Origin of the sequence: Pseudopedobacter saltans DSM 12145, assembly GCF_000190735.1 — a bacterium.
GTDB lineage: Bacteria > Bacteroidota > Bacteroidia > Sphingobacteriales > Sphingobacteriaceae > Pseudopedobacter > Pseudopedobacter saltans.
Genome location: NC_015177.1, coordinates 4,403,167 through 4,426,688, shown reverse-complemented (window position 1 = coordinate 4,426,688; position 23,522 = coordinate 4,403,167). Strand labels below are relative to the sequence as shown.

Below are 23,522 nucleotides of genomic sequence, written 5' to 3'. Positions count from 1 at the left end.
AAAATCAATTATGTTTAAATAGGTATTTACTGCTTTAGGTTTATAAGTCTAACTTACTATTCGGAAATTGCAACGGCAACCTGTGGTGTACTGGTCTAAAATACAACAGCCTTCCAGAGAGCTCGGGAAGGCTGTTGTTTATATATTTTTATTATTAGTTATTTACCATTTAAATGGCAAGTACCAATTAGCTCTGTCGGACAACCGACTCATCACCTGATTATACTCAGCACTACCCACTGGAAATTTGGCAGCAACTCGGGATGCTAAATAATTAGTATCATTTCTTCTTAATGCTATACGTAACAGATCTCCCCAACGATAACCTTCAAAAGCACACTCTTCTCCTGCTTCTTTAATAATCATATTTTCTGTAAATAATGTTAATCCTGCCTGGTTAGTAATAGGTTTATACTTGATATTAGTAATTACATCATTTGTCTTTGTAATAACAACCGGAGTATTCAAGTCAAAATATTTGGCAGAATCTATAACAATATTGTTTAAACTTACACGAGCCCGAATACCAACATTTCTTGTAAGAGGACCTCTCCAAACAGGATTATCACCTTCTCTTGCATCAAGATAATAAGGAGACCCTACTTCAGCAGACTGTTGAATATAAGTTACGTTTCTTGATCTTTTACTACTTGCCGCTCTTAAATCTGTTGGGTCATCAAAAGCCGGTCGAATACCATTGTTAACCAGTCCGTAAGCTAAACTGCTTCTATTATCTCTGTTTGCTGCTTCAGCCATTCTTAAATGCAAAATTCCGGCTCTATAAAGGATCCATTTACCTGTAGTTTCAAAAGGCGAGCCACTTGAATATTTACCTAAATATTTTACAATTTCATTTTTACCTCCAATTGTTTCTCTATATGAACCATCCTTTCGAAACGTATCACCTACCCTCGTATTGGTATTACTTTCTTCATTTTCCCAATTTTGTATGGCTTTAAAAGATGGCTTAAACAAGTAACTACCACTAACTGAAAACATATCGATAAAAGGATTTTTTGGGGCAAAATTCTTATCGAAAGGCATTACCCAAATATTTTCGTAATTCGAATAACGTTCATTAAATGGCTCTTGAAATATTGTTGACCATTTCGATCCATTAATAGATGTTGAATACCCTATTCTATATGTTTCAAAAAATTGATCGTTGTCTCTGGACGGAAACAATACATCTGCCGCATTCATTACATTATTATAGTATCCCGCAGCTTTAGCCCAATTCCCTTTCCAAAGATTAATATCCCCAAGGATAGTTTTCTTAAAGATATAGATCTTATTCATATTGTAACTATCATAGGTTGTCTGAAGGGACGATCCAGCCGGGTATTGATCTTTATATGGTAGACTTTCACCAAAAGCGACTAACTTATCCAATAGCTGATCAAAAGGAATACGCGCAAACTTAGACTGATCTTTAAGATCATCAACATTTTCTATAGGTTCAGTAACATATGGAACTTCTCCCCAATGAATCCCCAACTGCAAATACAACCAACAACGAATCGCTCCTATGTCCGAATAACGCTGTTGATACTCGTCCACAGTAAGCCTATTTTCCTGACGCATTATTTGAAGGTTATGCAATACATTATTACAGTTCATGATAACCTCATAAAAAGGAAGAGGATTCACATAAGGATTATCCGGTGTTTCCGTATGTGTGTTAATCTGACGCAAATACATATTGGCATTTGTAGTAACATCCATCAGATCTCCACGCAATTCATTCAATACAACGTATCGCTCTGCTAAACTCAAAAATTTACCATAGATCCCTAATACTGCGGCATCAGCGTCATAAACATTTCTGTATGCCTGTCCGGCAGATAAAGCGTTCTGAGGCTCAAAATCAAAAATTCTTTTGCAAGACAGCACAGACATACAAAGCACCGTCAACACAATATATTTTAAACCAGTTATTACTTTAATTTTCATATCGTTATTTTAAGCTAAAATGAACTATAATCCCACTCTTATTCCTAATTGAACAGAACGAAACTGCGGTTCCATATTTATGTCCACACCTTGATTAAATAATCCATTACCTGCACTAAATTCGGGATCAGCACCCAAATACCTGCTAAGAGTAAATATGTTATTTCCCGTCAGATAAACTCTTGTATATTTTATAGCGCTATTTTTAAATGTCAAATTATAACTGATAGAAGCTGTTTTCAATCTGAAATAAGACCCATCCTCTATCCATCTGTCAGAAAATCTGGCATTTCCAGCTGGGTCTCCATAACTAGCTTTTGGCATATCCGTTTGTTGCCCCTCTGTTCTCCAACGGTTTATTACTGCAAGAGTTTGATTGTTATAATTATTCATAGACTCTAACTCCCGGCGGGCAAAATTGTAAATATCATTGCCTTTACTGAATGTAAAGAGCGCATCTACCGACCAGTTTTTATAAGTTAAGATACTTCCTATTCCGCCAACAAAGTCAGGATTTGGATTCCCTATAACTTCTCTATCAGCATCGTCAATAACTCCGTCTTTGTTTTTATCTATAAACTTCACATCCCCAGCTCCAAAAGCGATTAAATCACCGAACGAATTTCTATAAGATAGACCAGCCGATGTAGCGTCGTTGGAAGTAGCATATACTCCGTTTGTTCTATATCCATAAAATAAATTTGCCGCTTCGCCTACCTTTGTTAAGTAAGTCGCACCAGCAAACTCATGAGTCATAGATCCATTAGGTATTTTTGTTACTTTATTTTTATACTTTGATATATTGACAGACAGATCCCACTTTATATCCTTATTAACTATTCTACTGTTAACTGTGAAATCAAATCCGGTATTTTCCATTGCTCCATTGTTAGTAACAGCATATTTAAAACCTGTTGAAGATTCTACCGGCTCATAAACAATCAGATTATCTGCTTTATTCTTAAAAATGTCTATCGAAAAACCTAATCGCTCATTAATTAATGATGCTTCCAGCCCTAAATCTGATTTGGTAACCGTTTCCCATTTTAAATAGGGATTCCCTATATTTCCACTAACTAATCCCTGCACCCCAAGGAAACTCTGAGATATATAAACCTTTTGGGCACTGTAATTACCTATATCATAATTCCCGGTTAATCCATAACTCCCCCTCAACTTAAGAATATCTATCGCCGTCAAATTAGCCATAAAATCCTCAGAAGATATTAGCCACGCCAAGCCTATTGACGGTAAAACAGCATATTGATTACCATTAAGTTTAAATCCGTCTGCTTGTTTTCCAAAACGGGATGAGCCGTCCATTGCGACATTCAAAGAAGCTATATATTTTTTCGCATAACTATAATCTACATTACCATAAACATTTAACCAATTCCAGTCTCCATTCATACCTCCGACTTTTCTTAACGCTGCCTGACCACTGGTTATACTTACAAATTCATCAGTTGCAGAATTATATCCCAACCCATAGTCTGTTTCGCTTTTATTGATATTATATCTGAAACCAATATTGGCGCTAAGCTCATTTCTCTGATCAAATGACTTCGAGTAGTTTAATCTGGTATCGTTATATAGTGAATAAAGTCTGGAAACATAACTGCCTGATCGATTATATGCTACTGCTTTACTTAATGTGTCACTCACCACGCCCTTGCTCGGAATAAAAATCTTTTCTCTTACTTTATCGAAAGTAACACCAACAATAGATTGTAGATTCAGATTTTTCCTAACCATATAATTAAGGCCAAAAGAACCCAGAAATCTATAATTATTATCTATATTTTGAGCGTTGTTTATTAAAGAAACAGGATTACTTCTGTTAAATATATCTACTTCTGCCAAGTTTGGAGAAACTTCACCATTATTATCAACTACCTGTGTGGACAGGAATGGTGCTTTAATTTGCGCCAGATAAAGAGGGTTTGTATTTCTTGAAATTCCAACATCTTTCAGATTTTGATTGTTTGAAGTAAAAGATAAATTAGCAAACGCTTTTACTCTTTGAGAAAGATTTAGGTCAGCATTAAATCTTGTCTGATAACGTGTTAAATCAGTTCCTCTTATTACCCCTTCGTTTTTCAAATATCCCAATGACAGTCCATAAGTGGCGATGTTGTCCCCTCCGGTTACTTTCAAATAGTAATTTTGATTGTAACTATTCCGCATGACCTGATCCTGCCAATTTGTATCATAATGATATCTATAATAATCGGGGTTATTTTCTTTACTATCATTAAAGAAAGGGAGAGATTCAATTTGACTTTGCGTCAAACGCGTTGTCTTTAAAACATCCGCCAGATATATTTTATATTTTCCAGCGTCCATCACAGGAGTGTTTTTAGGCTGCTGGTTAAATCCTCCATAAGCAGCAAAATCAATTTTTGTGGCTTGTTCTTTAGCCCTAAGTGTGTTGATAAGAATAACCCCATTCGCTCCTCTTGTACCATAAATGGCAGCAGAAGCATCTTTTAACACAGTAATGTTATCAATATCCTTAATATCGATATCCTGTAATGGATTATAACTATGTCCACTGGTTAAAGATATTCCAAATTCTGAATTGTCATAAATCACACCGTCCACAATATAAAGTGGCTGATTACTGGCATTCATAGAGTTAAATCCACGAATAAGCACATTTGCTCCCATTCCCGGAGTTCCCGATCTGCGTATGGCATTCACCCCGGATATTTTCCCTTGCAGATAGCTATCCGGAGAAGCCATTCCCCTTTGCCATACATCATTGGCATTAATCGAACCTATTGCATACGGGACGTTGCTCTTTGTCACCTTTTTCATGGGCATTGTAACTAAATCGAAAACTGAGTTAAATTCTTCATCTAACAACGATATCTCAATTTCTTTTCGTCCTTTCAACGCTATTTCCTTTGGTGAGAATCCAATATTCTGTATAATGATAGTGGCATCATAGCCGCTAACCGGCAGGAAAAAATATCCTTTATCATTAGTTATAGTGGCAGAAAAACCTGGCAAACTAACACTTATCCCTTCAAGTGCCTTACCGGTAGCAGCATCTTTTATATGCCCCTTAACGTTGAATTTACTCAGATTACTTACCTTTTTATTAAATAATGCAACTGAATCAGCACTTGAAATAGAAACATTAGCGGTATCTACCACCTGTGCACTTAATTGCTGCGAAGCCCAGGTTAAAAATATACCAGGTAAAACGTACCTGAACGCTTTCGTAAATATTTGCATAAATTAATATTTTATTATCTGTTAAGGAACGGGTACTAATTCTATATAATCAAGCAATAGCGTATTTAAGCCATTGGTTGTAACATTATTCGCAACCAGAAAGATGTCCTTTCTCCCATATTCTGCAACAGTATATTCTCCTACGTAAACTTTGTTGTAATTAGGTGAATAAGTCCCGTCACCATTTTTAATCACTCCTACATTTTCATAGTAAGGAATATCAGTTGCTGTATTGGCACCAAACGCTATTCGCATCCGGAACTGTGTTATCTCAGAACTTCCAGCCGGAGGAATGAGATTAAAATCCCTTACGGCCCGGACATAGACTTTATATTTAACTGATTTCAGTACCGATTGATACTTGACCCAAAAACCTGATACTCCATGATTTTCGATTAACAAATCTTTAAAAAAGCTTCTGTAAAGTGGATCGTTTATATCCAGGGAATTTCTACGTGTTCTTATTTGGACTGTTTTAGATGATTGTAAAGTATAAGCCCCTTCGCCTTCAATTCTCACAGGCCTTAATTTGCTTACCATATCATAATCCAGCTTATTCATTACATAAACAATCCCATTACTTGCCTCATAAGTTTTAACAATGGCGCTCTTATCTAAAGTATAAATTACACTGTCTTTTGCAGAATAAAGCTTTACAGGCAGATTATTAGGATGGTATTTTCCACTGATCGCTAAACTTTTAATAACATTATAATGAGTAACACTATCCGTTAAATGTGCGTCGGCTGTCTTAAAATATGGTTTTAATTTATTTACTTCGGTAGTATAAGCATTGTCAGTCAATAAAATATAGGTATATACCGAATCCTCACTTGCGATATTATCTTTCTCTAAATATAGATTACGACTTATCAAACCTACTCCCTCTTTAAAAATTGGTTTCCCGGTAGCCTGGTCATAGCCTATTACTTCGGACTTACTGGTATCTCTTTTTGTATAGTTAAGTGAGTTTAGCTCTGCCTTTTGCAAAGTGGCATCCGAAGAACTATTCAAGTACTCCCAGATATTCATTTTAGGAACAATCGCTTTATCTATCACATGCAAAACCCCATTGCTCCCGTAGGAATTGGCTTTTTTTACATTTGCTTCTTCATATTTGGATGATGTAAAGACAATATTTTTTTGACTTAGAGTCCTAACCCGTAATTGCGGGTTAGGATCTGTAGAAAAATAAGATAGAAAAGAAATATGATTTCCAATGAGTAACTTCAGTTGCTCTTTGTTATTAACAATAGCAGGATCCAAAGCAGCCAATGCTGCATTATCAGGTGCCCAAACAGTAAGCGTTTTCGAAGAAGCTAGTACCTCATCGTATCCTGTTTGGGATAAATACTCATTAAATTTACTTAAATCTGGATTATCCCTGATTTGATCCAGCAAATTTTTATCGAGTGACGCTTCTATTGCCGCATTGTGATCGTCCCACTTGGTACATGAGCTGATAAACAATACCAGGCTACAAAATAGTATATATGAATACTTGAAAGTCTTAATCATCCTTAGTCTTTTTTAATTAATATTCCCGGGTTCCGTCTTGATTTATCATTGGGTGTATTTGATTTTGATCTACAGGAATAAACTGCACTAAATCTATATAGGTATCACTGGATGAACCGCTTACCCACTTAATCTCAAACTTATAGGTCTTTGTAGATGGCAGATCAATAATTCCCAATAACCGGCTATTGTAGTTATTGTCGGTCTGGTTATTAAGATATTGCTTCCAGCCCTGTGCTTCCAGCTCAGCTTCTGACCCTGAAGGTCTTTTTGCCATGGAATCAAAAGTCCGTTGCATTGGCACTCCATCTATAGACACCTGATTAACATTGGCTTTATTGCTCGAGGATTTTTTGTAATATTTATAACAAATCCACACTTTATACTTTCCTCTTACCAATAAAGGAGTGGTTAAAGTAAACGATTCGACGCGGTTTGGCGCACCTAATGGTAAATTCAAATAATCGCCATATACCGCTTTTTCCGAGGCACTGTATTCATAGTATAAAGCTGTATTTCTTGCTCCACCTACTGTGAATATTGTACTTAAATTAACCGGACCAGCAAAAGTTGTTTTCGCCCGTCTAAAATATGCTGGTAAAGCCCTTAACTCAGGGAAATCCGCCACATCCCAATCTATTCTAAGCGGTACGCGTACTTTTATAGCTAAATGCCCCGAACTGGTTACTCCGGCGGCTGTATAAGGCGCAGCAGTATGCAAAACACCGTTGGTGGCAGAGATATCACTACCATCTCTTTTCAAAGTGATACCAGTTTCATGTTTACCATTAAAATCATCATCATTAATGAGCACTTTGGTGCCAGACAGTTTAGAAGTTATCACTTCGGCCGGAGCTACAGTTGCGTGAGAAGGAGCTGACACGATATCTGATAGATACTTTATTTCTGGTAAAATATGGAATTCCACAAATTTACGAAGGCTATCTGCCGGGCTTTTTGGATTACCAGTTTTCGATAGTCTGGCCTTTAATGCGGCATAGTTTGGAAAACCTGCGGCTTGCAAAGTTGAGTCTGTTTCCGCTATAACTGTAAACCAGCGATTCTTATTGTTTACCGGAAGTATATTCAAAGAATCATATAGACTGGTTTCTTTTAGTGCTTGAGTAAAAATAGAATATTTGGGATCCGCTTCAATCATTTTTGCTAATGATAATTTAGCAGGAATTAACATACGATCTATTACGTGTATTACTCCGTTACCGGCAATAACATTCCCCTTTACCAAATTCGCCTGGCGATTAACGGTTATCTTTGTCACCCCGTTTAAATTTTGTGCACCTGTAATCAGATACTGGCCATACATGGTTAAATTAGGCAATTTACCGTCTTTAAAGTTACTTGTCGACAGAGTGTCCTCTATAAGATGAAACTTAACCAGGTTTTTCCATGTCTCAATATCCACCTGTTCAACAGAAGTTTTACCCACATCTTTCAGATAAGCTTCCACAGCACTATTATTCGGCAAGAAAAGCGTATAAGCTCCCCAGGCATTGAGATATCCTGCCGTACCGGTTAATTCCAAAATTTTTCGGAACTCAGAAAAATTTCCCGGATCACTATCTAAATATCCAGTAATATTTACACTATTATCTGTAGTGTAAACTAAAGATTGCTTTTCGCAACCTAAAATGCTTATTATCATTACGATGATAAGCAAGCACCATGTTTTGAAATCTCTTTTCATATGCTTGAATTTTTAATTTCTTTATTGATAAAATGGATTTTGAACCAAATTCTTATCAGCCTGTAATTCGTACTGGCTAATTGGAAAATAATGACTCCGTACATCTTTATATTTATTCAAAATAGACTGCTGGCGATCTGCCGGAGCCGATTCCGCTATAATTTCAAGCATCAGATCCAATTGCCTATAGTTATTTCTTTTTGCTATACGCAACATATCAAACCATCTTTTTCCTTCAAAGGCAAACTCTCTGGATCGCTCTCTTAAAATATATGCAGATATAGCCTCAGGGTCGTTTTCAGCAGGGGCCTCTTCAGTTGCTTCTATGGCATTTGCTCTAGAACGCACTGCATGTATAAGGTCTAAAGCCTCCTGCCCCTTATTGGTCCACGTTAATGCTTCTGCCTTAAACAGTAATATGTCTGAGTAACGATAGATAAACCAATTTGCAGTAGAATTTGTGTTATCTACCAGTTTAAAGTCAGTACCGCTATAAATACCTGCAGCTTTAGCTATCGATTGGTCATCACTTTTATATGATGCACCATCTCCCCGATAATCTTTGTTCAATGGGTTTAACTCATCCAAACCGAAATAGTCAGAAACTTTGGCCCCCATAAGATAAGGTCTCGTTGAAGCCGCAAAAAAAGTATAGGCTGGGTTTTGTCTCTGACTATCGAAGTGTAACTCGAAAACACTTTCCTGAGAATAACCTAATCTATTTCTATAAACAGTATTGAAAAAAGTTTGCTGGTCTGGTGCCTGAAATAAAGCAAACTGCCCCGAATTAATTATTTTGTCACAGTAGGTGATACAGTCCTGATAGTTATCATTCCACAAATAAGCATCTGCAAGCATCGCATAACTCGTATATTTAGTTATACGACCTCTATCATTATTTTTATCTCCGTAGGTCAATACAGCGTGTGTCTCCGCAAACTTAAAGTCCTCGATTATTAATTTATAAACTTCCTCTTTTGAACTTTTAGCTAATTGTTCTAGAGTATTATCGCTGGAGGAAGCCTTAAGTTGTAACGGCACTTCACCAAAAGCTTTCAATAAATAGAAGTACATCAATCCTCTAATAGCATGTGCCTCTGCCAAATACGCATTCAATTGTAATTCAGACAATGTTTTATCAGAATCCACTACAAGTGGGCCAAACTCTATAACAGTATTGCAGTAGTTGATAGTCTGATAAACGGGCGCCCACACTGTGATAGAATTGGACGGTAGAATATTACCTTCTGTAATATTCAAATCATCGATGGATGATACAGGAGTTAATGATAACATATCTCCACGCATCTCCCCCCATCTGAAAAGCTGGTAAATGAGATCGTAGTTTAATAAAGATGAATAACACCCTATCACTGCAGCATTCAACTGTTCTTTTGTTTTCCAGTAATTCTGCCTGATGATTCCGTCTTCTGGTTTAAGATCCAACCATTTATTACATGATGTTGATGTAAATAACATCAATAAAATAATAAGGGTATATTTAATTTCTCTTGCTTTCATATCTGCTGAATGTTTTTTAAAATCCTACAGTTAAACCAAAAAGGATATTTCTGCTTGGTGGTGTTAACGAATTATCGACATTAATTTTAAACGGATCATTATCACCACGGGTAGATATATCCGGATCCTGGCCACGGTACTTTGTCCACGTTACTAAGTTTTCACCTGTTACGTATACACTGGCGCTTCTAACCTTCATTTTGTTTAAAACATTGTGTGCCAGGTTATACCTTACTGTCACAGATTTGAATCTTACAAAAGAACCTTCTTCCACATACCTATCAGATCCCAACCAATTATATCCTTTCTTAAAAAGAGCCCTCGGGATATCCGTTACATCACCCGGATTACGCCATCTTCTCAACACTGCAGTGCTCTGGTTGTCATAAGAATACATATTGGTAGTATTCATAGTTGCGGCATTAATAACCTGGTATCCAAGACGGTAATTAAAGAAAGTACGTATGGTCAACCCTTTATAAGTTAAGCTGGGTCCAAAACCGCCAGTTATTTTAGGTATTCCATTTCCCAAATACACAATATCCTTTTCATCTATATTTCCGTCATGATTAATATCTTCATATTTTGCATCACCAGCCTGAAAAACATAATCTATTGACGGGTAACCAAATCTCATATGAATTTGTTGTCCATTTGGCCCTGTAATTTTATTCCCATTTGCGTCTCTGGCAATCGTCTCGTCTTCAGTACTGTACACCCCTAAATATTTAAATCCGTAAAAAGATCCAAATGGGTTTCCTTCAAGGAGATAAGAACGGTATTTTCCATTTTGGTTAATCTTTATTCCATTATCACGTGGAAAATATTCAGATACTTCTCTTATTATATTTACATTTCGGGCTATATTAAAATCGAAACCCACTTGTACCTTCCCTTTCTTATAAGGAATTGTATTTAACATAACCTCCCAACCCTGATTATCCATAGTTCCGATATTTGCTGAATATTTATCGAAACCTGTATAAGTTGGTAAGGCTAACTTGTCAAAAAACATATCTGTTGTCCGGTTCCTGTATACTTCAGCATCTAAAAGCAAACGATTTTTAAATAACCAGAGATTAAAACCGAAATTAATTCCAGTAACTGTCTGCCATTTAAGGTTAGATAGTTCCATATTCGAAGGAAAAACTCCCGATTGCCCCATATAGCTGTAATCAAATGGCGTGTATTGGTTAAAATAAAGGTAATTTTTATTCGGTACGCCACCACTTTGACCATAACTGGCTCTCAAACTTAAATCCTCTATAAAATTTGCCTGTTTAAGAAATTCTTCCCCAGAAACACGCCATCTAAAAGACAACGATGGAAATAGTCCATACCTGTTATCCGGTCCAAATCTTGAATTTCCATCAAGACGTAATGCAGCATTAACGATGTATTTATCTAACAGACTATATTGACCTTGTAACAATGCACCTACACTGCGATTTTGTGAATGTGTAGCTTCCAAGGCCAATTCCGAGTTAATCGTTCTCGAAGGATCTGCCGGGTCTTGCAAAAGAGACGATGCAGTATTCGACATATTCGCTTTATAAGACAAAGACCTTGAATCGCTTGTTTGTAAGGAGAGTAATGCTTGTAACGTGTGAATTTCTTGATTTAAGTTAGGTTTATAAACAAAATTCAATTTTGTAGTTACTCCAAATACATCTCCGTCTATATCCCCTGCTCTGTTTACTACAGTTTCGTTATTATACCTACCGGTTGCTATTTGTGGTAAAAATGTATTTTGTTTATTGTTATTTATATCAAATTGTACATCAAATGTAGACGTTAGTAAAGATGGTAAAATATCATATTGAACAAAAAAGTGCGGTAAAATTCTATTCCCCACCTGCTTATTTATAGCTTCAAGTGCCATTGCAACCGGATTATACGTACCTGTAGCTTTGTCTTTTCCTCCATCATATCCAAAAGACCCCTGAATATTATAAGCCGGAGATAAATAATTTGGTGATTTATTACCATATAAATCAAACTCATATATTGACATATTTGGCATTTTATTGTATGCTACCCCTCTAATTTCGCCAGGAAAATTTTGACTATTGTCTAAATGAGTAAAAGTTATATCAGTCCTGAATCTTATTCTGGAAGACACATTGTAATCCAGATTAATTTTGGTAGTAATCCGCTTTAAATCTGTACCCACAGTTGTCCCTCTTACTCCGGTATATCCTAATGAGGCATAGTATTTCGCTTTTTCACCACCACCGGTCATAGACAAGTTATGATCCTGGGATAAACCAGTTTGCGTAATGGCATTAATCCAATCCGTATTATTACTATAATTATGATACCAATAGGGGTCAAACGGATCAAAGGAAAACTCCTTATTATTTTGTATATTCAGAGGATTACCATCTGCGTTCGAAACTTCTTCAGGTATCAGCGTAGCGTATTGATTGCCATTTAATAAAGGAATACTTTTCGGTTGCGTTGATACGTAACCCTTGAAATTATAAGTCAACTGAGGCTTACCTATAATTCCACGTTTGGTATTAATAATTAATACCCCATTTGCAGCTCTGGCCCCCCAAACTGCAGTCGAAGCAGCATCCTTAAGAACCGTAATATCTTGTATATCGGTAGGTGCTATATTCAGAAGCTGTGCATAACCGTTTTCATCTGCTGTTCCAAAATTAAAGTCTGATGGAATTTCTGTGTCAAACGGTAAACCATCCAATACAATTAACGGATTGGAAGATCCGTTGATAGATGATGTACCACGAATCCTAATCGACATCCCTGCCCCTGGATCACCGGAAGTAGTGCCTATATCAACTCCGGACATACGTCCTTGTAAAGCCTGATCAATAGATTGCGAAGCTAATTCCTGCAATTCTTTACCCTGTATAGTAACGGTGGCTGTAGTAGAGTTTCTTTTTTCTATATTTAAACCAGTACCATTATTTACGGTTCTTCCAGCTGTTACAACAACTTCTTTTAATAAGGACTCGTTTGAATGCAACACAACATTTACAACAGTTCTACCATTTAACTGCTCGCTAAAGTTTTTATAGCCTAGATAAGACACCGAAATTTTGTTTTTTGAATTCGACATTCTTAAAGCATAATTTCCGTCTATATCGGTTTGTGTTCCTGCAATAGTACGCCCGTCTTTGTCGGTCTCAAATACCGAAGCTCCAATAACAGGTAAACGATCTTTAGCATCTAAAACCTTCCCCCTTACAATCACTTTTTCTTGCGCAAATCCGTATACCATACAAATACAGTAGCTTAATAATAGTAATACAATTCTTTTCATATACGTTTTTATCTTTGGGGGTTATTGGACATTAAATTTCAAATAAGAGTTAAGCGAGTGAATTATCGTACGATAAGCCAAATTGTTGCTTCTATTTATGTTTATAGTCACATTGTTGCCATAGGCGTCATTAAAAGAGAGATTGTTTTTCGATGGACTTACTACATTCAAAAACAACACGTTACCATTAGCATTTTTTAACAAAGTTGCATACCCGCCACTCTTGTGCCCATCGCTTGCAACTGTATTCTTATCAAGTATGTGGTAATAAATAAAGTTGGTAACTTTTTCAACATCCCGAGGGTCAGCAGATGTAAAATTAGGAACTCCTGTTGTGGTGTTACCTGGCAAAACCCCGTCCTTAACCGCTTTTTCTATCGCAGCATTATTTGGGATTAAAAATGTATAAAATGATCCGAGCGCAACCTGTAGAATACTATTATCCGCTTCACCAAAAATTGATGCGTTTTTCAAATAATTCCAAAAATGTCCGAAATCAGAAGGATAATTCGTAGCAAGTTTCGCTATAGTGACCGGAACAGGTGTTTCCGTGAAAGTAAGTAAGTTTTTTGTATAATATACCTTCCCGTTTATTGCCGCTCCTGAACTATCTATTGTCACAGGTGTATTAGTTTCTACATTGCCGCTTGCATAAACTTTACCTGCATCATATTTTATGTATTCCCCATTATAGGCTTCTACAATTCCTTTGCCTGAAAGATCATTTAACTCGCCATTTGGAGTAGGGACAACAGATGTTTCCAGAATACGATTTATCCTTGCTTTAGCTCCGTCTGAAACATCTACTGTTCCCGTTGTACCAGGTTTCAGATATCCCCAGTTTGACTTATCATCATAATAGTCGTAACCAGCTGCTCTGATTTCAGTATCAGACATCATAAACATAGTATACTTAGCGGCAGGAATTGTTATTAAGGGCTTTAATCCTCCGTCTAATGCAAACTTCATTAACTTATATTTAGGATCTAGATAAGCAAAACTATAAACCGTATGAAAAGCATTTGCCCTTTGTACAGTATTTATACCATAGAAAAAACCATTACTTAAAACCTTCTTATCTATAATAGCTGATGGACTGAAATTTGCAGTCTCACCAGAAGCATTTCCTTCATTATTTATCTTACTCAACCATACCTGTGTACGCCACATATGAGCGTTTAAGAAATCATACAGTATTGAACGTGGGGCCTCCTCAAACGTTTTATAATATTTTAATACATCTTTTGTATAAGCTAATAACTCAGCATTCGTTGGTACAAAAATGCTGTAACCATTAATTTGGGCATCTGTACCGGAATTAAGAAAATTCTCATTATTTGGCGCAAAGGCAAGACTTGGATTGTATTGTTTAAGATATACCTTATCTATTGAATTCGAAAGCGCCTGGTACCTTTTAGTTATTTCGTCGTTGTAGGAATAAGTAGCAGCTAAATCCAACAACTTTTTAAATTCGCTATACTCTGCTTTAGATGCAATATATGAATCAATATTATCCAATGGTAAAATCACCTTATCTATAACATGTATTATACCATTCTCAGCCACTATATTTCTTTCTTTAACCTTGGCATCAACTACATTAAAATCTTTATAATCTGCGTTAGGAAAAAGTTGCTTATAGTCGGATGCGCTTAGCTGAATGCCTTGCAGAGACTTTATTGAGAAATAAGGGATATACTTATTATTGTTATCCGAAGCTACGTAAAGCCCTCCATTTCGATTTGTGTTTATAACCTTTGTTAGTGTATCTTTTATTTTTGTTGTATAAACAAAATCATAATATGCAGTTTTACGTTTAAAAGCATATTCTGGCTTAATTGATGTTGTCTGACCGGGTGCCTGATATTTAATCAGCTCATCTTCGCGATAGGCATTGTAAACCAGATTATAGGTTACAATTTTCCTGGCGAGTTCAGCATCGATATCATCTGCATTACTTTTTCCGATGCTATTTAGATACTTCGAAAAAGCATCGTCATCAGCAGCAAAGAAGGTCCAATACCCTCCACTACTCAAAGTTTCCTTGTAACCAGCTTTATCAATACATTTTAATAAACTGGTAAAATTACCCCGCGACACAAGTTGCTGATATATTGGGTCAGCTAAATTATCCGGGCGCTTGTAAAAATCTTCAAACTCCTTTTTCACACAAGAAGTCAAGAAAAAGCAAAAACAAATAGAAGATAGGACTACGTTTTTTAATACTCTTAACATATATTTCTGGTTTACAATTTTTTTAAATAAATGTCGTTAGAACATTTATAATCAAGTGTATATTTGACTATTATGGATCAAGCCAATATTTTAACAACTGTTGAGTTTTAGACAGAATATCATAATTGTTTATTTGGTTTATAATTTCAATAAGTGGTTCACCGTATTTAGGTTTATATACTAAATTTAAACATAGCTTTTTCTTTCGGCAACCTGCACCATCCTGCTTTAGCTACCATCTGGTTTTAAAATACTGTTAATTGGACTTAAAGGCCAAAACCATTTAGACGGATCATCCGGTTTACCTGGATGATATCCCTCAAAATCTTTAATATTGTTTTTTATGGCTAATTTATTTTCAATAATTCCTCTAAGAACCATTTTACTAATCTCAAACGCACCGTAGGTATTAAAGTGCGTATTATCAGCCAGAGCCTGCTCCTGATTTGGAAAGGTATGTGCCGGATAGTGTACCAAAGCTAACTTTGACCGCTCTACGCCCAGAGCCTCATAGAAAGTTTTGGTCATCAAATTCAGGTCTATTAAGGGGACATTCAGCTCAAGGGCAACCTGTCTCGCAGCATCTGGAAAATCGCCAAGTGTCTGATTCAGTTTGCCTTCTGCATCAAATGACCTTCTACTTGTCGAAGTGACAATTACAGGTATACCGCCAACAGCTTTAAACTTGTTAACAAACAGCCTTAGTCTTTCTGAATAAGATTTATAAGCCCCAGAATTTTCTCCTTTTTCCTTTTGATCATTATGACCAAATTCAATAAAGAGATAATCGCTAGGCTTAGCCACACTCAAAATTTTGTCTAATCTTTTAGAACTTAGAAAACTTCCCAAAGCAAGACCGGATTCCGCATGGTTGGCTACCGCAATACCATCTCCGAAAAAACGTGGAATCATCTGTCCCCACGACGCCCAGGGCTCCTCTTCCTGATTTACCACAGTCGAATTCCCTGCCAAAAACAACGTCGTATAGTTTTCTACCCGTTCAATTTCAAGCGCACACAAATAAGTATTAATATCAAACTCCAATGTCAGCTTATCATCCCAGTCCAGCTTAGTCAATTCTCTGGGTTTTAAAGCAACCTGATTATTCCCATCAATATTTTTGTTTTTAATATTTACTACAAAAACTTCTTCCCGGAATTCCCCTGGCTTAGTTTTAATATCCTGCAACATCAATCTCCGGGATTCCGCTTTAACCGTTGTATGGCCCGAATCTTGAGAACTTCCAAAAAGCGCTTTGATTTTATAATTTCCCTCGGGCACCTTCACCGAAAAATAAAAGGGAGACTTACTGTAAACGCAATCACTTTTCAATCCTTTTTGGATACCTGTATTTTTAGAGTCTGGTTGTGTTTGTAAATCAAATCCATAAAGATTTTCATCGCTGTACCGGCGCTTATTATCTATTTTTATAAACCCGCTCTGAGCCTTTCCCTCGCCAAAATCGAATTTAAAACTTTGGGCAAACGAAGTTTCAGCAAAAAGAAAACTGACCGCGATTAAAGCCACCTTAAAACGAAATCGTTGGAAGTTTTTCTGATTCATTTGGTTTATTGGTTTCCTACAAAGCTAAAACATGAAGTTTAAACACGCATCCTGTTGCATCCTGTCTTCGAGACAATTGCTAGGTAAAGAATAGCGATAAATTTAGAGAAATCAACACTACACAAACGTTTGATTAGCTTAAAAACAAATATTTTATTTAATTTAGTAGATGTGAATAAGAAGCCAATAACTATAAAAGAAATTGCAAAAAAACTAAATCTTTCTGCGTCAAGTGTCTCAAGAGCGCTTCATGACCATCCCACTATCGGCTTATCTACGCGTATTAAAGTCAAAAAACTCGCCGAACAATTAGGCTATGTTCCTAATTTGGCAGCAATATCCTTTCAAAAAGGAAAAACCAACACAATTGGTGTTATAGTTCCCGAACTTTCTGAAGCTTTTTTTGCCACCGCAATCAGTGCCATAGAGGACGTGGCAAACCATAGAAATTATACAGTTTTATTTGCTCAATCTCATGATGATGAAGAAAAAGAAAAAAAGCTCGTAGAAAAAATGCTTAATCATCGGGTAGATGGACTTTTGATCTCTTTATCTAAAACAACATCCAATTTTTCTCATGTAGAAGCTTTCAAAAAGAACCGGATACCTTTAGTATTTTTTGATTGCATTCCCGCCAGAAAAGATATTCACTATGTGGTTTGCAACATGGAGACCGGTACGGTAGAAGCGGTAAATTACCTGTTAAAGAAAGGACATCGAACCATAGGTCTCATTAACGGTCCAACAACATTATATGCGAGTAAAGAACGTAAAGAAGGTTATATAAAAGCATTTACAAAAAATAGGCTTAAGTTTGATCCCTCCTTAGTTATTGATTGCGACCTTACCGAGAAAGGGGCCGAGGAAGCTTTTGACATCTTAATGAATAACAAAAGGAAGCCTTCTGCCATTGTAACATTTAACGATTATATCGCATTGTATGCCATTAATCACGCTAAAAAGCAGGGATTGGATCTTTCCAAAGACATAGAGTTTGTCAGTTACTCCAATTTACCCCTATTCAAATACATAGATTTTGGGCCTAAAGCCTCCGTAGAACAATTCCCTTACAGACAAGGAGAAAAATCAGCCGAGATTTTACTTGATCTAATCCATCAACAGGAAAACAGCAATGAAGACACCAACGCTTATTATAAAGTGTACATAGAATCTCAGTTGGTAGAGAAGGGTTAAAGGTCGGTGGTCCATAGTTGATGGTCCATAGTCCATAGCAGATCTACTGATGCCTAATGAACTAAAAAAGTCGGAAGCTGGATGTCGGAAGACCGAAGTCTTCTGTCCATCATCGATAATCCATGGAAAAGCTACTAATGAACTCATGATTAATAAACTCAAAAGTGGGAAGCTGGATGTCGGAGGACCGAAGTCTTCTGTCCATCATCGATAATCCATGGAAAAGCTACTGATGAACTCATGACTAATAAACTAATCCCTTCAGCCAGTCTAAATACTTGTTACTTGACAAATCAATCAAACGTTTGCGTAAGTAATTAAACAAGGTTCTAAGTATATTTGAGTTATAGCAATTTCTATTAGTTTACTCATATGCTTGCAGATATATTAAATCAATTTGGTCTCATCGAAGACAGATGTAATATTAAAAACTTTGGTTCCGGGTTGATCAACCATACCTGGTTAGTAGATTCCGGAGAGAAAAAATATATTCTCCAAAAAATAAATCATCATGTCTTTACCGAACCTGAAATCATTGATGACAACATTAATAACATCAAACATTTCTTAAATAAATTCTATCCGGATTATCTTTTTATTTCATCTGTACCATCCCTAAAAGGAGAAACGCTGATAAAACAAAATGGAGAATATTATAGATTAACGGAATTTGTAGAAGGCTCGGTAACCATTACAACTGTTAATACCGAAGAAGAGGCTTACGAAGCCGCAAAGCAATTTGGTAAATTCTCCTATCTGTTGGCAGATTTTAATTTAAGTAATCTTGGTATACCTCTTAAAGACTTTCACAATTTGTCATTACGTTTCAAACAATTTGAAGACGCTGTAAGCAATGGCAATCAGGAAAGAGTTATTGAAACCCAAACTGCAATTGACGAATTATATAAATGGAAAGATATTGTAGATACCTATGAAAAAATTGTTGATGAGAATACCATTCCCAAACGAGTAATCCATCATGATACAAAAATTAGCAATGTGTTATTTGATGAATTCGGGAAAGGTATATGTGTTATAGATCTGGATACCGTAATGCCAGGTTATTTCTTTAGTGACGTTGGAGATATGATGAGAACTTATCTATCCCCTGCCAATGAAGAAGAACAGGATATTAGCAAAGTTTCGGTAAGAACAGAAATGTTCAAAGCAATTTACGATGGATATATGAGTGAATTCTCCTCAAATCTTACGAAAGAAGAAAAGTCTCTTTTCATCTATTCTGGTAAGTTTATCATATATATGCAAGCGCTAAGGTTCTTAACCGATTACCTGAACAACGATACCTATTATGGCGCTAAATACCCTAAACACAATCTTTCAAGAGCTCTTAATCAAATTAAGTTGCTTAAAGAATATCTAAATGCAGAAACTGAATTCAAAAAAATAATGACATCTGGCATTTAAATCCAGTTTTTAAAAATATATTTTAATCTAAAGCAGTGAGTTCCTATTCAATGTGAAAAGGCACTCACTGCCATACCAAGCCGCAACAGTAAATCTAATCAGAGATTTCCAAATCCAACATCTGGTACCAGACTTTACTGTCCGTTCCTAAATCCACTTTACAAGTTTGGACAAAATCCTAACTTTAAAGAACAATGGAAAAACCAAGAAAAGGAAAGAGCAAAGGTCGTACTCCTTTATTCGAAGACAGTTTTAAAATTGCAGTTGCCCGAGAATATATTTTGGGTGACTATAGCGCCAGTCAGGTTGGCAAGAAATACAATTTAAATTCAGACAATGTATTTTACTTTGTAAAGTGGTACAATAAGCATCATCCTGACCCAGCCCCAGAGACAAGTTCTCCTGCGGAATTAACGCCCTCAAACACCGCTAAGCTTGAAGAGGAATTAGCGTTGGCAAAACTTAAGATCACCGCATTAGAAATGCTCATTCGTAATGCCGAACGGGAAATGGGGGTAGATATTGTAAAAAAGCCTGGTACCAAACAGTAGGACAAATGAAAGAAATATATCATGAAATTTCCCTAACAACAATTTGTGCTTTGTTTGGTAAAAGTCGTCAAGGTTGGTATCAGCTAGCTGAAAATAAGGGACAGAAACAACTACAAAGAACTTTAGTGATAGAACAGGTTCGACAAATAAAAAGTGAATTGCCCCACATCGGCGGCCTTAAGATGCACTCCATGCTGCAAAAATTCCTATCTGCTCATCAGATTTCGATGGGAAGAGATGCTTTTTTCTGCTTATTAAAGGAAAATAATTTGCTGGTTAAGCCCCGGAGATTATATGCCAGAACGACCAATTCCTTTCATCATTTTAAGAAATGGCCGGATCTGGTGCAAAGACGTAAAGCTATAATGGCAGAAGAAATATGGGTGAGCGATATTACCTATTTAAAAACAAAAAAAGGTTTTATCTATCTTAGTTTGATTACAGATGCTTATTCAAGAAAAATTGTAGGTTATAACTTAAGTCGAAACTTAAAAGCAGAAGGATGCATAAAAGCATTTCAGATGGCGTTAAAATCAAGATTATACCCCAAAAGACCTCTTATTCATCACTCTGACAGGGGAATTCAATACTGCTGTGACGATTATGTCCAATTATTGATCAGCCAAAATGTACAAATTAGCATGACGCAAAATGGAAGCCCTTATGATAATGCTATCGCAGAGCGGGTGAATGGTATTTTAAAACAAGAATTTAATCTATACCAATCTTTTGACTCATACCAAAAAGCTAAAGATGCAGTAGAAAACGCAATTATCAGTTATAACCAGATCAGACCCCACTTCTCTTGCCAGCTTCAAACACCACAAGCAAAACATGCATCAAGTAATGCATGGTAAAGTGAAATCAGGAAAATAAAATTTAGTGTAAAGTAATATCGGGAAAATAATATAAATTGTAAACCAAAATTAGTAATTACCGTCCAAATTTGTCAAGTAAATCTAGTATAGGACATACTTATATTTTTCTTAATTAGCACCTTACTTGATTCTCTATGAATCCGTATATTATCCATGATTAGTCCAATATTACTCCATGTTTTTAATATAAAATATGGACTTTATATGGTTTCATCTAGGCACAAAATGGATAAAATGAGGATCAGTTCAGGAGTATTTCCGGATAAAGTGTACCTGTGCATATTGTACGAAAACTTTCTATGTAGAATAAGCTATTTAGCTATTTTAAAAATGTGAGATATAGGCTTCCCATATTAAGGACAGATAACTTTTAAAAAGCATCTCCTGATCCTAAAAAGAAAGTTAAGATGTCATGGAATTAGTCTTCATTTGAGGTGAATACTCTAATAAAGCTTATCCTTTATTACTATTCCTTCCTGGCCTGATAATCATCCTTAAGGAATTATCTTTGGTAAAATAAGCTATAGACCAATTATATAGAGTCTTCATTCTGTTTCTATAGTTTAGCAAAGACATTAAGTGGATAAAAAGCCAGGCTAGCCAGGCAATAAACCCTTGAAAATGGATATTTTTGAAGGGAATATCAGCAACGGCCTTATTTTTCCCGATAATGGCCATAGACCCTTTATCGTCATATTTAAAAGGCAGAAGAGGTTCTTGTTTTAATATTCTCATAAAGTTAGCCGCAAGATTTTTTCCTTGCTGAATAGCTACTTGAGCTAATTGCGGATGTCCTCCGGGATATTCCGGGTCTTCTGTAACGACACAGGTATCGCCCAATGCATAGATATCTTCCATGCCCCTTACTTTATTGAAGCTATCGACAATCATCCTGTTACCTGATCCATAGATGTTGGCCGGAAGTCCTTCGAAAGAAATAGCTTTAACTCCCGAAGCCCAGATCAATGTCTCCGCCTCTATAGTATCGCCATTACCCAGATAAACTTTCGAATCCTTAAAATCCGTAACTCTGGTATTCAATAATATATTAACACCCAATTTCTCCAGAGATTCCAGTGTATAAGTTTGTGATTTAACGCTCATTGGAGAAAGAAGCTCCCCTCCTCCATTTACCAGATAAAGTTCAAATCTGGTCCCTACCAATTCGGGATATTCCCTTCTTACGGTAGATTTTCGCAACTCTGCTAACATTCCGGATATTTCTACCCCTGTAGGTCCCCCACCAGCTATTACAACCGTCATTAAACGAGTCTTTTCTTCCTGATCTTCCGCAATGGTAGCTTTTTCCAACCTTTCCAACAGAATGTTACGCATCAGCAATGCGTCGTCCAATGTTTTCATGGGGATCGCATTGTTCTTCACGTTTTCAAGGCCAAAATAATTGGTCTCTGTTCCGGTTGCGAATACCAGATAATCATAAGATAATTTCCCGGTGTCCAGTATAAGCGTCTTATCTTCGGGAATAACACGAAGGACGGCCCCCATTCTAAAACGCACATTTTTATCTCTGAAAAGCTTTCTGAATGGATAGCTTATATTGGAATTTTCTAAAAAACCGGTAGCTACCTGATATATTAAAGGTGGAAAGAAATTATAATTATTCTTATCTACCAGAGTAATATCAAACAGATTCGACTTTGCCAGCTTCCTAACCAGGTTAATGCCCGCAAACCCTCCACCTACTATAATTATCTTTTTGGGGCTATTGCTCATATCAGTATATTATTTTTTTTCGGGCACAGTGCGGAAAATCATGTCCCAAAAAGTCGAACTCACACCAAAACCTTTTTCAGGATATTTATAGTGATGTAAATGGTGATTTCTCCACAATGCTTTTAAGTACTTTGGCGGTGCAAATGCATGAATGGCATAATGCATAGACACATAAGCCAAATATCCGATCATAAAACCGGGGAAGAACATAAATGTATAATTTGGATCTCCAATTACCCCGGCAAGACTAAACCAGATAATTGCAAAAATAACCGAGGCCAAAATTATACTAGGTACAGGGGGCATAAATAGCCTCATTTTGTCCCTGGGATATTCGTGATGGTTACCATGAAATATATAAACAATACGTTGTCCAATTTTACTTTTAGGCTCATAATGGAACAGATACCGATGTGCAAAATATTCAAACAAAGTCCAAAAGAAAAAAGCAAAAAAGAATACTCCCAATACTCTGCCTATGGAAAAGCCCAACGTACCGTAGGAATAGTATAACATATACATACAGACAGGAATATACAATACATAAATTACCCATGGTCTTGTTTTTGTCAGACTTTCCAGGAATGGATTTTCAAACAATCTGGCTTGTCCCTTATTCTTAATTTGTTCTGGCTGCATAACTAATGAGTATTCTCAAAAAACATTAAACAATAGAGAACCAAAATGGTTGTAAACTTTCTTAAAATGTCCAA

14 protein-coding genes are annotated in these 23,522 nt (G+C 36.3%); 4 read left to right on the top strand and 10 right to left on the bottom strand.

Features of this window, described 5'->3' with window-relative positions:
- Positions 1-162: 162 nt before the first annotated feature.
- From PEDSA_RS18605 to PEDSA_RS18570, 8 genes are all read right to left on the bottom strand, one after another.
- Positions 163-1,953, bottom strand: coding sequence for a RagB/SusD family nutrient uptake outer membrane protein (locus tag PEDSA_RS18605; protein WP_013634717.1), 1,791 nt, complete (start codon positions 1,951-1,953; stop codon positions 163-165).
- A 24-nt stretch (positions 1,954-1,977) separates the two neighbouring features.
- Positions 1,978-5,196 carry a SusC/RagA family TonB-linked outer membrane protein gene (locus PEDSA_RS18600; RefSeq protein ID WP_013634716.1) on the bottom strand — a complete coding sequence of 1,073 codons (3,219 nt, stop codon included), beginning with the start codon at positions 5,194-5,196 and terminating at the stop codon, positions 1,978-1,980.
- A gap of 21 nt (positions 5,197-5,217) precedes the next feature.
- Positions 5,218-6,714: a fasciclin domain-containing protein gene (locus PEDSA_RS18595; protein ID WP_013634715.1), complete on the bottom strand. Its 1,497-nt coding sequence runs from the start codon at positions 6,712-6,714 to the stop codon at positions 5,218-5,220.
- A gap of 16 nt (positions 6,715-6,730) precedes the next feature.
- Positions 6,731-8,419 carry a fasciclin domain-containing protein gene (locus tag PEDSA_RS18590; RefSeq protein WP_013634714.1) on the bottom strand — a complete coding sequence of 563 codons (1,689 nt, stop codon included), beginning with the start codon at positions 8,417-8,419 and terminating at the stop codon, positions 6,731-6,733.
- A 21-nt stretch (positions 8,420-8,440) separates the two neighbouring features.
- Positions 8,441-9,940, bottom strand: coding sequence for a RagB/SusD family nutrient uptake outer membrane protein (locus tag PEDSA_RS18585; protein WP_013634713.1), 1,500 nt, complete (start codon positions 9,938-9,940; stop codon positions 8,441-8,443).
- A 16-nt stretch (positions 9,941-9,956) separates the two neighbouring features.
- Positions 9,957-13,229, bottom strand: a complete 3,273-nt coding sequence (locus PEDSA_RS18580) for a SusC/RagA family TonB-linked outer membrane protein (protein WP_013634712.1) — start codon at positions 13,227-13,229, stop codon at positions 9,957-9,959.
- Positions 13,230-13,250: 21 nt separating this feature from the next.
- Complete coding sequence (locus tag PEDSA_RS18575; protein WP_013634711.1) at positions 13,251-15,464, bottom strand: fasciclin domain-containing protein; 2,214 nt, start codon at positions 15,462-15,464, stop codon at positions 13,251-13,253.
- Positions 15,465-15,692: 228 nt separating this feature from the next.
- Entirely contained in the window at positions 15,693-17,027 is a 1,335-nt protein-coding gene (locus PEDSA_RS18570) for a rhamnogalacturonan acetylesterase (RefSeq protein ID WP_013634710.1), read from the bottom strand.
- A gap of 171 nt (positions 17,028-17,198) precedes the next feature.
- Here PEDSA_RS18570 and PEDSA_RS18565 point away from each other — a divergent pair, with 171 nt between their 5' ends.
- The 4 genes from PEDSA_RS18565 (at position 17,199) to PEDSA_RS18550 (ending at position 21,054) form a co-directional block, all read left to right on the top strand.
- Positions 17,199-18,221, top strand: coding sequence for a LacI family DNA-binding transcriptional regulator (locus PEDSA_RS18565; protein ID WP_041537567.1), 1,023 nt, complete (start codon positions 17,199-17,201; stop codon positions 18,219-18,221).
- A gap of 372 nt (positions 18,222-18,593) precedes the next feature.
- Complete coding sequence (locus tag PEDSA_RS18560; protein WP_013634708.1) at positions 18,594-19,646, top strand: phosphotransferase enzyme family protein; 1,053 nt, start codon at positions 18,594-18,596, stop codon at positions 19,644-19,646.
- 194 nt (positions 19,647-19,840) lie between these two features.
- A complete protein-coding gene (locus PEDSA_RS18555; protein WP_013631395.1) occupies positions 19,841-20,197 on the top strand; it encodes a transposase in 357 nt (118 codons plus the stop codon).
- A 5-nt stretch (positions 20,198-20,202) separates the two neighbouring features.
- On the top strand, positions 20,203-21,054 hold the full coding sequence (locus tag PEDSA_RS18550; RefSeq protein WP_013632087.1) for an IS3 family transposase: 852 nt from the start codon (positions 20,203-20,205) through the stop codon (positions 21,052-21,054).
- A 474-nt stretch (positions 21,055-21,528) separates the two neighbouring features.
- Here PEDSA_RS18550 and PEDSA_RS18545 read toward each other — a convergent pair whose 3' ends face one another.
- Positions 21,529-22,809, bottom strand: a complete 1,281-nt coding sequence (locus PEDSA_RS18545) for an NAD(P)/FAD-dependent oxidoreductase (protein ID WP_013634707.1) — start codon at positions 22,807-22,809, stop codon at positions 21,529-21,531.
- Positions 22,810-22,818: 9 nt separating this feature from the next.
- On the bottom strand, positions 22,819-23,448 hold the full coding sequence (locus PEDSA_RS18540; protein WP_013634706.1) for a sterol desaturase family protein: 630 nt from the start codon (positions 23,446-23,448) through the stop codon (positions 22,819-22,821).
- Positions 23,449-23,522 lie beyond the last annotated feature (74 nt).

Excerpts from the sequence above, each read along its gene's own strand:
- PEDSA_RS18605 (WP_013634717.1), bottom strand. The coding sequence starts at position 1,953 with ATGAAAATTAAAGTAATAACTGGTTTAAAATATATTGTGTTGACGGTG.
- PEDSA_RS18600 (WP_013634716.1), bottom strand. The coding sequence starts at position 5,196 with ATGCAAATATTTACGAAAGCGTTCAGGTACGTTTTACCTGGTATATTT.
- PEDSA_RS18595 (WP_013634715.1), bottom strand. The coding sequence starts at position 6,714 with ATGATTAAGACTTTCAAGTATTCATATATACTATTTTGTAGCCTGGTA.
- PEDSA_RS18590 (WP_013634714.1), bottom strand. The coding sequence starts at position 8,419 with ATGAAAAGAGATTTCAAAACATGGTGCTTGCTTATCATCGTAATGATA.
- PEDSA_RS18585 (WP_013634713.1), bottom strand. The coding sequence starts at position 9,940 with ATGAAAGCAAGAGAAATTAAATATACCCTTATTATTTTATTGATGTTA.
- PEDSA_RS18580 (WP_013634712.1), bottom strand. The coding sequence starts at position 13,229 with ATGAAAAGAATTGTATTACTATTATTAAGCTACTGTATTTGTATGGTA.
- PEDSA_RS18575 (WP_013634711.1), bottom strand. The coding sequence starts at position 15,464 with ATGTTAAGAGTATTAAAAAACGTAGTCCTATCTTCTATTTGTTTTTGC.
- PEDSA_RS18570 (WP_013634710.1), bottom strand. The coding sequence starts at position 17,027 with ATGAATCAGAAAAACTTCCAACGATTTCGTTTTAAGGTGGCTTTAATC.
- PEDSA_RS18560 (WP_013634708.1), top strand. The coding sequence starts at position 18,594 with ATGCTTGCAGATATATTAAATCAATTTGGTCTCATCGAAGACAGATGT.
- PEDSA_RS18555 (WP_013631395.1), top strand. The coding sequence starts at position 19,841 with ATGGAAAAACCAAGAAAAGGAAAGAGCAAAGGTCGTACTCCTTTATTC.
- PEDSA_RS18550 (WP_013632087.1), top strand. The coding sequence starts at position 20,203 with ATGAAAGAAATATATCATGAAATTTCCCTAACAACAATTTGTGCTTTG.
- PEDSA_RS18545 (WP_013634707.1), bottom strand. The coding sequence starts at position 22,809 with ATGAGCAATAGCCCCAAAAAGATAATTATAGTAGGTGGAGGGTTTGCG.
- PEDSA_RS18540 (WP_013634706.1), bottom strand. The coding sequence starts at position 23,448 with ATGCAGCCAGAACAAATTAAGAATAAGGGACAAGCCAGATTGTTTGAA.